The sequence below is a fragment of the Microcoleus sp. B6-A1 genome (genome assembly GCF_036705085.1).
Classification (GTDB): Bacteria; Cyanobacteriota; Cyanobacteriia; order Cyanobacteriales; family Microcoleaceae; genus Microcoleus.
The window spans coordinates 14,010-27,536 of the sequence record NZ_JAUBTU010000095.1 but is presented as its reverse complement, the minus strand read 5'-3'; the positions used below and the strand labels follow the sequence as shown (position 1 = coordinate 27,536).

Annotated in this window: 10 protein-coding genes; 4 read left to right on the top strand and 6 right to left on the bottom strand. The window is 46.4% G+C overall.

What is annotated here, in order from left to right; all coding sequences use genetic code 11:
- Together QUB11_RS25930 and QUB11_RS25925 are read right to left on the bottom strand one after the other, a co-directional pair.
- Nucleotides 1-188: hypothetical protein (locus tag QUB11_RS25930; RefSeq protein WP_333206633.1), on the bottom strand; the 188-nt coding region annotated here is incomplete at its 3' end.
- Nucleotides 189-432: 244 nt separating this feature from the next.
- Nucleotides 433-1,587: an RNA-guided endonuclease TnpB family protein gene (locus QUB11_RS25925; RefSeq protein ID WP_333206634.1), complete on the bottom strand. Its 1,155-nt coding sequence runs from the start codon at nucleotides 1,585-1,587 to the stop codon at nucleotides 433-435.
- A gap of 303 nt (nucleotides 1,588-1,890) precedes the next feature.
- On the opposite strand from QUB11_RS25925, the gene QUB11_RS25920 reads away from it, so the two are divergent.
- A complete protein-coding gene (locus tag QUB11_RS25920; RefSeq protein WP_333206635.1) occupies nucleotides 1,891-2,184 on the top strand; it encodes a DUF3288 family protein in 294 nt (97 codons plus the stop codon).
- 158 nt (nucleotides 2,185-2,342) lie between these two features.
- Here the strand turns inward: QUB11_RS25920 and QUB11_RS25915 are convergent, their stop codons facing one another.
- Both QUB11_RS25915 and QUB11_RS25910 read right to left on the bottom strand, forming a co-directional pair.
- Nucleotides 2,343-3,308 (bottom strand): hypothetical protein, encoded by a 966-nt coding sequence (locus QUB11_RS25915; RefSeq protein WP_333257612.1) that lies wholly within the window; start codon nucleotides 3,306-3,308, stop codon nucleotides 2,343-2,345.
- Between the two features lie 317 nt (nucleotides 3,309-3,625).
- Complete coding sequence (locus QUB11_RS25910; RefSeq protein WP_333206637.1) at nucleotides 3,626-4,627, bottom strand: hypothetical protein; 1,002 nt, start codon at nucleotides 4,625-4,627, stop codon at nucleotides 3,626-3,628.
- Nucleotides 4,628-5,146: 519 nt separating this feature from the next.
- On the opposite strand from QUB11_RS25910, the gene QUB11_RS25905 reads away from it, so the two are divergent.
- Nucleotides 5,147-6,808, top strand: coding sequence for an ATP-binding protein (locus tag QUB11_RS25905; protein ID WP_333206638.1), 1,662 nt, complete (start codon nucleotides 5,147-5,149; stop codon nucleotides 6,806-6,808).
- A gap of 390 nt (nucleotides 6,809-7,198) precedes the next feature.
- Here the strand turns inward: QUB11_RS25905 and secA are convergent, their stop codons facing one another.
- Nucleotides 7,199-10,015: a preprotein translocase subunit SecA gene (gene secA, locus QUB11_RS25900; RefSeq protein WP_333206639.1), complete on the bottom strand. Its 2,817-nt coding sequence runs from the start codon at nucleotides 10,013-10,015 to the stop codon at nucleotides 7,199-7,201.
- A gap of 472 nt (nucleotides 10,016-10,487) precedes the next feature.
- Entirely contained in the window at nucleotides 10,488-11,420 is a 933-nt protein-coding gene (locus tag QUB11_RS25895) for a ribonuclease Z (protein ID WP_333108095.1), read from the bottom strand.
- Between the two features lie 269 nt (nucleotides 11,421-11,689).
- On the opposite strand from QUB11_RS25895, the gene QUB11_RS25890 reads away from it, so the two are divergent.
- Together QUB11_RS25890 and QUB11_RS25885 are read left to right on the top strand one after the other, a co-directional pair.
- Nucleotides 11,690-12,865 carry a SpoIID/LytB domain-containing protein gene (locus QUB11_RS25890; protein ID WP_333206640.1) on the top strand — a complete coding sequence of 392 codons (1,176 nt, stop codon included), beginning with the start codon at nucleotides 11,690-11,692 and terminating at the stop codon, nucleotides 12,863-12,865.
- A gap of 315 nt (nucleotides 12,866-13,180) precedes the next feature.
- Nucleotides 13,181-13,405 carry a hypothetical protein gene (locus QUB11_RS25885; RefSeq protein ID WP_015174403.1) on the top strand — a complete coding sequence of 75 codons (225 nt, stop codon included), beginning with the start codon at nucleotides 13,181-13,183 and terminating at the stop codon, nucleotides 13,403-13,405.
- Nucleotides 13,406-13,527: the final 122 nt, after the last annotated feature.

The following is a 13,527-nucleotide window of genomic DNA, read 5'->3' as shown; positions in this document are numbered from 1 at the left end:
GTTAGACTAAAAAAAGCTTTATGGCTTTGATTTTTGAAAAATACCAGTAAGATAATCACATCTGCGGAATGTGGGATCCAAAACTTAGGCAACCAAATTGATGCAAAATTTGATGAAAGTGCAACTGTATTAACGGCGTGGGTACAATCAGCGCCAAGTTCAATTGTTAGTGCCGGGGCGATCGCCACTCAAGAAGCTTTTAAAATAGCACACAACATCCGTTTTGAGAACCTGCCAACAAATCTGCAATCCAAATTTGCTAGGGCTGGGATGCGTGAGGGAATCTGAAATGTTCAAGAAGCAGCAAAAGTATTTGAATCCATACCCGCCCAAATTCGTGCCCAAGGCCCAGAAGCAATTCGCAACTTCTGTCAAGATAAAGATTGGATTGACATACTCACCGACATCTTATGTGCGGTGATTCTTGACGCTTCACTGACTGACGCTACGCCCGGTAGTCTTACTCTGTCTCTGCGTCCGTTTATAGTCGTGGCAATGCCCTATCCCGACTTTGTTTATATTTTTTGCTGCATTCTCATCTCGATCGTGTTCAGTACCACAATTCAAGCACTGAACCGAGCGGATTTTCAAGTCCAATTTTCCCCATTTAAAGCCGCAATCTGAGCAAACCTGACTTGTTGGTTCCCACCTACTAATTACTCTAAAGTCTCGACCAAATTTCTCAGACTTCGCCTCGCACAAAGTTCGGAATTCTCTCCATCCCTGAAGACTAATCGCTCTAGCTACTTTGCGGTTTTTGACCATCCCAGATACATTTAAATCTTCCAAAATAATAGTTTGGTTTTCACTAACTATTTTGGTAGACAGCTTATGCAAGAAATCTTTGCGGGTATCTGTAATTTGATTGTGCAACTTGGCTATTTGAATCCGAGTTCTGTTTCTGCGTTTCGAGTCTTTGGGTTGCCGAGCTAGCTTTTTTTGGAGTTGGCGAATTTTTCTGTCTAATTTTTTGTAGTCAGGACTTTCTGCTTTTTCAGCATTACTCATCACAGCAAAAGTTTTAATCCCCAAGTCAATACCGACGCTGTGGTTTTTGGCGTCGATTTGAACTGGTGCAACTTCTACTACAAAGCTTAGAAAATAGCGATTAGCACAGTCCTTGATTACCGTGACAGAGCTAGGTTCAGACGGTAATTCCCTAGACCATATAGGGTTGACGATTCCAATTTTGGCTAAGTAGACACCATTGCCTTTAAAGGAAAACCCTCCAATCCTAAAACGCGCCGATTGGTTATTTGTTCTTTTCTTGAATTTAGGATATCCGACTTTACGACCTTTCCGCTTTCCTTTACAGGAGTTAAAAAAGTTCTTAAAAGCAATATCCAAGTCGGCAACCGACTGTTGTAATGGAATATTTGAGACTCCAGACAACCATGCACGTTCAAGAGTTAGTTTAGCCTGAGTGATTACTAGCTTTTGCAATTCACTAGACTTAGGCTTCTTTCCTAGTTGCTTACAAAGCGCAAGAGCATCATTCCAGACAACCCGAACACATCCAAACAACTGAGCCAAGCCCCGCTGCTGTTGGTCTGTCGGATAAATTCTGTACTGATATCTTGCTTTCATGGCTGTGCTAGTATTGATCTGTACCTTTGATTGTATATTGGTCTACATAAAATGACAACTACTTTTCGGAGAGAACCGTCTATTTGGTATTACTGAACAAACACAAAAATTTCTGGCTATGACTGAAGCGACAATTTAAACAGTTGACAATTGACAGTTGACAGTTGACAGTTATGATACCCGAATCAAACCGTTTATGAAACGCGGATTTAAGACTCTATTCATGATAGTTATTTATGTCCGCGCTTTTGGGTAGCGGTTGCTTGTAGCAACATTTTCAAATGATTGGAAAACATAAATAGTATGGATTCAGTAGAAAAAACTCAAGATCAGCAGCATCCGCAATACAAGCGCGATCGAGCCAGTGTCGATACTTTATTAGCAGGAGAAACAACCGACTACAATTTATCGGAATTAGCAAGATTGATAATTCGCTACCGAGGCTTTCCCGGTGCTAGAGATATCCAATCCGACTTAAAAAAAGTCCTGCAAAAATGGAATCATACCGAAGAAACTCTTTACGAACAAACCCGTAAAATTCATGCCAAAGGTGAGGTTTACAGGAAACAAAAAAGCGATCAAGAAGATTGGGTCTAACTTGAGAAACCGGGTTTTTGGCCGTTGATGCGGGCTGTAACGCGTCTTCTCGTAAAAAACCTGGTTTCTGACGGGTCGTGCGTCTACGAATATTGAAGCAAAGTGCTAGCGCTCCTAATTCGACTCAAGTGCGCGCCACAAAGCTCATGCTCCAAAAACTATATTGTATCAAAAACCGCAAAATTACCCAATGGCGTCACATCGCTTAGACTAGCCCCTTGAAAGATAACCACATAACGGGTGCCGAGTTTAATTGCCGTAGCAGGGACCGCACCTACTCCATTCAGATTCAAAGTTAGCTCTTCAAAAGAGAACTTCTGGACATCAGCAATAAAACTCGTTAGATTAACTTTGTCCTCAACGTCAAAGTCTGTAATCACATCTGCATCTTCTGCTAAGCTGGGTAAATCTCGGGCGATCACAAATATATCGTTTCCACCGCTACCTGTGAGGATATCTTGACCGAGATCGCCCCTCAGTATGTCATCCCCGCTGCCGCCAAACAGGACATCGTTTTCTTTACCGCCCACGATAAGGTCATTGCCTTCTCCTCCCGAGAGAGTATCGTTGTCATTGTTACCGATCACATTGTCGTTGCCAGCACCGCCGTCAATCTCATCCGATCCTTTACCCCCGTTCATACTGTCGGTGCCTGCCCCTCCGAAAATTGTATCGGCTCCTAGCATTCCGTTAATGATATCAAGGTCGGTTGTTCCGGTAATATAGTCGTTGCCAGATAGCGCAAAGATTGGTTTGCCAGCAGCCTCCGGGGGAAGTGATGAGAGCAAAACATCGTCATTATTGTCTGAGAGGTTGTAAAATATCCCATTGCTAACAGTGTTTGCTGGTTGCCCAGTAGGATTGCCGGGGCCGGGGGCATTGATTGCAGGTGTCGCGATCGTTACAGGTGTAAGTCTCGGCGGAGGTGGAGGTGGCGTCGGTGTACTAAATATAGGATTTATACCGCCTAATGCTGCTGACTTACGTATGATAACAGGAGAATCAGTACCCATGATATTGACTTCAAAACTGTCGCCGCTCATTGCTTTAATCCTACTTAAAATATGCTGTTTCTCGGAATTTTTGCTTTTTTGCCTTGACGCTGCACCCAATGGATTTATCATCAAAAAGTCAACCCAAGGCTGAGGTAGCATATCTTTATAGCAAATATATTGATACACTTCCCCCGCAAATCACCTGTGCAGTTATGCTGAAATCTCCAACTAGATGCTATCTTTAGTTGTAGGTTTTAGAGAAGGCGATCGCACTTTTTGAAATACAAATAAAAGCAACTAATAAACTAATTTCGTAAAAATTACTGAACTTAGGCACCAGAAACCATTAGCCGGATTTCTCTAAGCGTTCGCCAAAGCTATCGGCTAGAGAAATCCGGTTTTTATAGTTTCACCAGTCCATTAACAGAGTTTTTCCCCAGGCTGCTTTACTTAGAAGGAAGCGCATAGAAGGTTACACCTTCATCCCGGAAATTAGGCAACTCATTAATCACTTTCTGCCTGGTAGCTGGGTCAGCGGTGTAAAAGTGGGTAATAGCTTGTGAATTTCTCCGTTCAGCGTCTAGATTCGCGAAACGGTAGACGGGAATTGCACCGGGAAACGAAGAGGCATAGGCACTGAAAACGTCACCCTGATCTGTAAACTGAGGCAAGTTGCTTTTCACTAATGCTATTGACCCTGGATCGGCGGTGTAAAAATAAGTTCCTGTCGCCGTATTCAAGAAGCGGCGAACCTGGACGTTACCCGCACCGGGAGCGATAAATTCGTCGCCTTCACTGCGATAGCGGGGGTTGGTAAGCCGATCGGCAATTTCAGTGGGATTTGAGGTATAAAAGTGCGCCTGGGCGACATTATCCCAGAAGCGTCGGACAGGAGCATTGGTGCCAGGAGCAGTGCCGCCACCAGCAGTGCCGCCACCAGGAGTGCCAGCGCCACCAGGAGGAGTGACACTTCCAGGGTTGCCGTTGACATCAATAGTTTGACCTGTTAAAGAATCTTTCCATGTTACCTCGCCAGCGTTAGTGGAGGCCTGTAACGTGAAGCTTTCAGGGAGAATCGCATCAGGTAGGGCATCGTAGGTGGTGACGCGAACTACATAGTCAAAAGGAGCCTCACTGGTGAGAAGCCCTCCTGCAATCCTGGAATTGGTATTAAAAAAAGTAACGTCATTGTTGGATGCTACTGGAAAAGTACCCGGAAGAATTATATTGTCACCTTTGCTATTTTTAGGGATTTTATAGACTTCTAGGTAGGGATCGAATGTAGCACCGGGGCCTTTAAACAGGTCAATGGTGACAGGTTGGCTGGCAAATTCAACCTGTAAAATGTAATCTTTATAGCGCGTGGTTGCAGCATTGTCACTGGTATCGGGGGTAAGTATTCCCTTGTCTGTTGTGTTTAAAGCATTGTTAATTTGCTTGGTTGTCATGGTTTTTGCACCTTAAATTATTGCGAACAAATTTATAGCAGAAAGAGCGCTCTTACTGGGCGAAAAGCACAGCAGGCTCTATGTGAAACAAGAGTTTGAAGGGGTGACACCGCCGATAAGATGCAGGCTGCAAGGCAGCCCCATCGGTTCAAGTCACATTTAGTAGGGGCCTGAACGCCTGGATATGAATGTACCCAGCCCAAATATCTATAACCCGCTCCCCCCCACGACTACATTGAAAATTGTCCTAACTATCGAGGCAACTGCTAGAATAGTCATTCCTATTAGAGTTGAGATGTTCTCGCTAAATCCACCCTGATTCAACAATAAGCCGGTTATGGCGGCGGCGTATGTGATAAAAAGTTATAAATAGTTAGTATTTGGCCTGCGCGTTATAATGATTATCAGGGGAACACCCCATTAGCGTAGTGATTTGGCTACTGCAACCCTCCCCAGGCGGGAACCTAAAAATTCCCAATGTAGGTGATCCGGTCGAAATTGCTAATTTTCTATAAATAAATGACTGTTGACGAAGCCCTCCTTTTTTTAGAATCCGTTCTTCAACCAGAACAGCTCAACGATATTCAAGAGCTAGTATTTCGGCAAACTTGGGAAGGACGCTCTTATCCAGAGATTGCTAAGACGGCTGGTTATGATGCTGAGTACATCAAACTCGTCGGCTTCCAATTGTGGCAACTCCTCAGTCGAGTATTTGGGGAAAAGGTTAATAAAAGTAACGTTCACTCAGTCTTGCGGCGAAAGGCACCACAAATGCAAGTAGTCACAGCACCATCAAACAGTACCTCTATTGATGAGATTAGAAATACTCAAGCCGATCGAAGTGACACTACTGCTCACTGGGTAACAGTTCAAGGATCGACTGCCAATAAATGTCAAGATTGGGGTGAGGCGCTCGATGTCTCTGATTTCTATGGACGTACAGAAGAACTAGCTTTATTAGAGCAGTGGCTCGTGCGCGATCGCTGCCGTCTAGTGATGGTATTGGGTATGGGCGGCATCGGCAAAACGGCGATTTCCGTCAAGATAGCAAAACGCATTCAGGAGCATTTTGATTATGTCATCTGGCGAAGTCTCCGCAACGCTCCACCCCTCCTCGACCTTCTAGCAGATTTGATTCACTTTCTCTCGAAACACAAGGAAACCGTTTTTTCGGATACTGTAGAGGGCAGAATCTCGCAGCTACTTGGATATTTACGAGCCTCGCGCTGTCTTTTGGTTCTCGATAATGCCGAGTCAATTTTGCGATCGGGCGATCGCACGGGTGGCTATCGAGAAGGATATGAGGGTTACGGTCAATTGCTTAGCTGTCTGGCAGAAACCCCCCATAAAAGTACCATTGTGTTAACCAGTCGGGAGAAGCCGAAAGAACTAGCAACACAGGAAGGGGAAACCCTACCCGTTCGCTCATTACAACTGCCTGGTTTATCCACAGAAGCAGGAAAGAGAATTTTTCAAGACAAGGGTGCTTTTTCAGGGTCAGAATCCGAATGGAAAGCTCTGATTGAACACTATGCTGGGAATCCGTTAGCATTAAAAATGGTAGCTCCTGTTATTCGAGATTTATTTGATAGCAGTCTTTCTAATTTCTTAGAATTATTAAACCAAGTTACCTTAATTTTTGATGATATTCGCAATCTCTTAGACCGACAGTTCAATCGCCTATCTGCTTTTGAAAAAGAGGTAATGTACTGCGTCGCCATCAATCGAGAGCCAGTCTCATTTTTAGAAGTGCAGAAAGGTTTAGTAATAGAACTGTCGCCAACGGAACTCCTAGAGACGTTTGCTTCTCTTGGAAGGCGATCGCTCATTAAAAAAACCACAGGTGGCTTTACTCAACAACCCGTCGTCATGGAATACATAACAGAACAGTTAATCGAACAGATATGCCAAGAAATAATTACTGCTAAAATTGACCTTTTCAAGAGCCATCCTCTCATCAAAGCTCAAGCAAAAGACTATGTGAGGGATACTCAATCTCGCCTGATTCTCAACCCCATTGCCAAGCGACTACTCTCTTGTTTTGAAAGCCAGCGATCGCTAGAAAATCAGCTCAATCTCATTCTTACATATCTGCGAGGAAAGCCCGCACGGGAAACGGGATATGCCGCTGGGAATGTTATTAATCTCCTGCAGCAGATACAGACAGATTTAAGCGGCTAGGATTTTTGTAATTTAACGATTTGGCTAGCTTATTTACCCGATGCAAATTTACATTAAATAAACTTTTCTGGTGCTGATTTAGCTAGTTCAGTTTTTGCTGAAAACTTTGGTAGTGGTTTGTCAGTTGCCTTTAGTTGAGAGTGAAAACTATTAGCGATGGGCTCTACAAATGGTGAAATTCAGTTGTGACAACTCCCAGAAGCTAGACTAATGATGAGCAGCAAAGGACACGCCAGAGAGTTAACCGATTTGAGAGATGAGTTTCACTTTCAGCCGATCGCCTGCTGCTGTTATTGTCTGCCCTAACAACTCGCTTGACTTAGGCATGGACAGGGCTGGGTGGGCAATGCCCACCTTATCCATTTTTTAACAGTCAACTGTTAACTATCTTCAAACCATCTCTGGCGAAACTTGCATTGCCGGCTGTGGCTGGAACTGGAACAGCGAATAAACCACATTGCGGCGGATATCCGTCATCATGTCCAAAAACAGCTCGTAACCTTCAGTTTTGTACTCGATCAGCGGGTCTTTCTGCCCGTAACCACGCAGCCCTACAGACTCGCGCAAAGCATCCATTTGTTGCAAGTGTTCCCGCCACAAAGTATCAATTTGCTGCAAAATAAAGAACCGTTCCGCATCTCGCATCAATTCAGCTCGGATTGCATTAACTTCCGCTTCCTTCATGTCGTAAGCATTGCGGACTTGTTCGTGCAAGAAAGTTTTAATTTCCTCAACTGACAAATCTTCTAGCTGATCCGGTGTCATGTCAGCCAGCAGATAAACAAATTCTTTCACCTTGCTGACAAGTTTGTCGAGTTCCCATTCTTCTGAAGGTAAATCGGGATTGATGTATGCTCCCACGATGTCATCCATCGTCTGTTCGGCATACCTAATTACCTGTTCCTTGGAATCCAAACCTTCCAATACTCGGCGACGTTCCGCATAGATTGCTCGACGCTGATTGTTCATCACTTCGTCGTATTCAAATACCTGCTTGCGGATATCGTAATAGTAGGTTTCGACTTTTTTCTGAGCGCCTTCGAGGGAACGAGTCAGCATTCCAGATTCGATCGGCATATCTTCCTCAACACCGAAAGCCTTCATCAAACCGGCAACCCGTTCGCCGCCGAAAATCCTCAGCAAATTGTCTTCCAAACTCAAGAAAAACCGCGTTGAACCAGGGTCTCCTTGGCGTCCCGCCCGGCCGCGCAACTGATTGTCGATCCGGCGCGATTCGTGGCGTTCCGTACCGATGACGTGCAAGCCTCCCAACTGCACGACTTCATCGTGTTCGGTGCTGGTAAAAGCATCGTACTCCTTGCGAGTTAGATTGTAAGCTTCCCGCAATTTTTGAATTACTGGGTCTTTTGTCGGCGCTTTTTCCGAAGCTATAGCCACGATATCATCGGCTTGCAATTCCGTGAGCGATCGCTCGCCGTACTCCTTCACCGCCAATTCCACCGCCGCCTTGAGCATTTGCTCGGCCTCTTTCGATAGCTGCGTCGGGAAAATCTGCGCCGAAGCTTTCCAAGACTTAACCTTTTTGGCAGTTTGACCAAAACCTTGAGCTGCGGGGCGGCCGCCAATACCGGGTACTTGCACCAGCGAAAAACCGTCCTCATCCTCGGGCCGCACAATCCGGGGCATAAGATACTCGCGCAACTTCAGGCGGCCCATGTACTCAGAATTACCGCCCAAAATAATATCAGTACCGCGTCCCGCCATGTTTGTCGCGATCGTCACAGCGCCTTTGCGTCCGGCTTGAGCAATAATTTCTGATTCCCGTTCCACATTTTCCGGTTTAGCATTCAACAAATTGTGAGGAATTTTCCTCTCCAGCAGCAGCCGCGACAGCAACTCGGACTTTTCAACACTTGTCGTGCCCACCAGCACCGGCCGACCGATCTCGTGCATTTCCGCGCAGTCCTGAGCGATCGCATTCCACTTCCCGGCCTCCGCCTTGTAAACCATATCCGAAAGATCAGTGCGGCTCGTAATCCGGTTAGTGGGAATCAGCGTTACTTCCAGATTGTAAATCTTCTCAAACTCCGTCTCCTCTGTCTTCGCCGTCCCCGTCATCCCCGACAGCTTCGGATAAAGCAAAAAGAAATTCTGATAAGTAATCGTCGCCAGCGTCTGAGTTTCCGGCTGAATTTCCGCCCGTTCCTTCGCTTCGATCGCCTGGTGCAAACCGTCACTCCAGCGCCGTCCCGGCATCACCCGGCCGGTAAACTCATCCACAATCACGACTTCGCGATCGGGAGTGACGATGTAGTTAATATCCTTAATAAACAATTCCTTCGCCTTAATCGCATTAAAAATGTAATGCGCCCAAGGGTCAGCCGGGTCGTACAAATCCGTAACACCCAACAACCGCTCAGCTTCACCAAACCCTTCATCGGTCAGTAGCACATTCCGAGCCTTTTCGTCAACCTCGTAATGTTCTTCATTTTCCTTTCTCAGAGCAGCAGCTACCTCAGCCGCCCGCATATACTTCTCACTGGGGCGTTCCACCTGGCCGGAAATAATTAAAGGCGTCCGTGCTTCATCAATCAGCACCGAGTCAACCTCGTCAATCACGCAGAAATTAAAAGGACGCTGCACTACATCTTCCATGACAGTAGCCATGTTGTCGCGCAAATAGTCAAAGCCGACTTCGCTGTTAGTGGCGTAGGTAATATCGCAGTTATAATTTTTCTTTCGTTCCACCTGATCCATGCCCTGCTGAATCAGTCCCACAGTCAATCCCAGGAAGCGGTGCACTTGCCCCATCCATTCCGCGTCCCGCCTTGCGAGATAATCGTTGACGGTGATGATGTGTACGCCTTTACCGTTGAGGGCGTTGAGGTAAGCCGGCAGCGTCGCCACGAGAGTTTTGCCCTCACCTGTTTTCATTTCGGCAATTTGGCCTTTGTGCAGGATAATGCCGCCGAGGAGTTGGACATCAAAGTGGCGCAGCCCCAAAACCCGCTGTCCCGCTTCCCGCACCACTGCAAAAGCCTCCGGCAAGATTTCGTCTAGGATCTCTTTCTCTTCGTTGAGAGATTTAGCTTTTGCCAGACGTTCTTGAAACTCCGCCGTTTTGCCTCTGAGGCCGTCGTCTGAGAGTGCGCGGAAGTCTTCTTCCAAAATATTGATATCAGCTACCCAAGGCTGAAATTTTCTCAGTTTGCGCGCGTTGGGATCGCCTAGCAGATTTTTAAACATGGCAGGAGAGGCAGATTTTTAATAATTTAGCTATTAGCTTTCAGGGTTACGGGCTGTAGTGTTAGCCACAACATATACCCTCCCCGATTGTAGCAACCATTGGCCCTCCTGGGCCGTCGCTGGGGGCGATCGACCGATTTTGGATTTTAGATTTTGGATTTTAGATTGAAGTTGGTGAAGGTGGGCGGCGATCGCCACTCAGGTATATGTGCTTATTGACAATTCCAGGTGGTAACAGGCTTTCTGGCCTGTTCCACAAGAGATTAATGTTTTTGTAGGATTAATTTCCGCAACAGGCTTTCCGGCCTGTTCCACAAGAGGTTCATGTTTTTGTGGCATTAATTTAAGCAACAGGCTTTCCGGCCTGTTCCACAAGAGATTAATTTAATGTTTTTGTGGGGTGGGCATCTTGCCCGCCCCGATCGCCCTTATTGAAAATGCTCTCACATCTGAGCCCAGATTAATCCTAGTTTTAAACAGGCCTGGGCACTTCGTAAGTCAAAAAGTCGTAAGCCATTTTCGTATTCGGAAAAATAGCCTGCGCTTCCTTGAGCAAATCATCCAGGACGATCGCATTCCCCGGAGCGTAACGCGGGCTAAAATGCGTCATAATTAGCTGTTTCGCCCCAGCGATCAAAGCAACTTGAGCCGCCATTGTCGAAGTTGAATGCAGGCGATCGAAGGCCATTTGAGCATCTTGATGAGCAAAAGTAGCTTCATGAACCAACAAATCAGCGTCCTTCGCTAATTCCACGGCCCCGTCACAAAAAACCGTGTCAGTACAATAAACAAACTTGCGCCCGACTTGATCCGGGCCACAAAAATCAGTACCTTTAAACTGTCGCCCGTCCTCTAACTTTACCGTCTTTCCTTGTTTTAACTCGCCGTAAATTGGCCCGGAAGGAATACCCGCTGCCTTCGCTTTTTCTACATCAAAATGTCCCGCACGATCTTTCTCAGTTACTCGATAACCAAAAGCAGTAACTCGGTGCTTCAAAGGGCCACAACTAACAATATATTCGTCATCTTCATAGATAACTCCCTCGTGAATTTTGTGTACCTTCACCGGGTAAGAAAAATGAGTTTGAGAATAACGAACGCCAGCTTGCAAATATTCTTCAAGTCCCGGAGGCCCGTAAAGATCGATGCGCTTGACATTCCCCGCCAAACCGCAGCTAGCCAGCAAACCCATTAAGCCGAAAATATGGTCGCCGTGCAGGTGAGTGATGAAAATGCGGCTTAGTTGGCTGACTTTGAGATCGCTGCGGAGAAACTGGTGCTGAGTTCCTTCGCCGCAGTCAAACAGCCAGAGTTCCGCTCGCTGGGGCAAGCGGAGGGCGATGCTGGAAACGTTGCGCGATCGCGTGGGTACGCCGGAGCTAGTTCCGAGAAATGTAATCTGCAAGAGTCAAATCACCTCAATTAAGTCTTAAAAAATATGTTACATATATCCAGAGTGCGACAAATCCGACATATAGGAAATAGTCGCAGGCAGGAACCGGGATAAATCGCTGTTCCTGCGAACATCTCTTCGCTAAAATCATTTTTGACAAGCGCACAGAGCGATCCACCCAATTCTAACGTTTTGTTTCTTCCGTTCCCCTTCCTTTTTCCCTTGCCTTCCCTTCCCTTAAAAATTCTTAAACTCATACAGCACAGGAGGAAAATTTTCAAATGCAGCCAGGAGTATTTTTTGGTTCCGTTTTTTCGACATTAAAAAAACGCTACTTTTGGATTTCGCTGTTGTTTTGGCTGGCAATGGTAGCCCCAGCACAGGCCGCGCTGATCTTGCGAGTGGCGGTACAAGACGGGACAAGCCAGGTAAAAGTCGGCAGTTCGACTAAGGCTGCAATCCGCGACGGTAGCGGGCGCAATTTGGGCGAACTGCCGGCAAACAGTTCTCAGTCAGCTCAATTTCGATCGGGAACAGTGGCAATTGGTCGCTGGGCCGCCAACCAAATTTGGATCGAGCCGACGGGGAACGGTTATGTTTGGATTGGCGATCGTTGGTATCGGGGACGCACCCTTCTAGTTCCCCAAAAAGGAGGCTTGACTGCCATCAACTACGTCAATATCGAACAATATCTCTACAGCGTTCTCGGCGCCGAGATGAGTGGCAATTGGCCTCAAGAGGCTTTGAAAGCCCAAGCAGTCGCCGCCCGTTCCTACGCTATCCACCAGCGCCTGAAAAGCGAAACCGACCTTTACGACGTGGACAGCACTCAGTATTCGCAGGTTTACAAAGGACTGCAAACAGAATCTTCTGGCACTTATTCGGCAGTCGATGCAACCGCCGGTCAAGTTCTCGCCTACAACGGTCAGATTATTTTAGCAGCTTTCCACTCTGCCTCTGGGGGCCATACTGAAAATGTCGAGGATGTTTGGACGGAACCTCTGCCTTACCTGCGTGCTGTTCCTGACTTCGACCAAGGGGCGCCGGTTTACCAATGGAAAGAAAATTTTTCTCGCGCTCAAATCAGCAGTAAGATTTCTGGCGTGGGCAATGTGATCTCGATGAAGCCAGAACGCACTACCGCTCACGGCAGCGTTTTGAGGATGAAAGTAGTCGGAGATGGCGGTTCTAGGGTCATGACTGGCGCAGATTTACGCCGGGTTTTAAATTTGAGGAGTACCCGGTTTACCGTGATTCCTCAATATGGGGGCGGTGGGAACCCAAGGAACAGCGGCCAAGCTCCTACTGGTTTTCAAGTTGCTGGCAAAGGTTTCGGGCATGCTGTAGGAATGAGCCAGTGGGGGGCCTACAATTTGGCCAGGCAAGGATACGGCTACCAGCAGATTTTGTTGCACTATTACCGAGGTGCTACTTTGGCTAGAATTGCAGTCCAGTAACTGCTGGGAATGGGGAAGGAAGAAGTTCGGCAACGGATTATGTAACGGATGTAACGGATATAACGGATGTCAGTCCGAGGGAAGAAGGAAGAAGGAAGAAGGAAGAACGGAAAAACAACTATTCCTGTATCTCTGACTTCCGTGTCCTGAATACAAGGAATCGGGAACTTGTACGGCCCTTCGACTACGCTCAGGAACCGCGTAGTGGCAGGCCAGAAACCGCGTAGCCGAAGTATTGGAAATTGGGAATTGGGAATGACTAATGACTAATGACTAATGACTAATGACTAATGACTAACTACATTAAGGATTGCTATGCAAAAGTGGGAGTATTTATTTGTGGATGCGAATATGTATCCTTTTGGAAACAAGCTGATTAGTTTATATGTAAACGGTGAAGAACAGCGAGATTGGAAACAAGGCTCGCTGCATCTATTTGTCAATCATTTGGGAGAGGAAGGATGGGAACTTGTGGCTCTGGATCATGACTCTAAGTATGACCAAAATTGTTTAATTTTTAAACGCCCTAAGCTTATTTAATAAAACTCGGATTAGAAAAACTTTTGACATCCATAAAGATGGATATTTTCCCAAATTATTAGCAACGAGCTAAAAGCCCGTTCCCCAACAAAGATATTTTATTGTGGAACAGGCATCCTGCC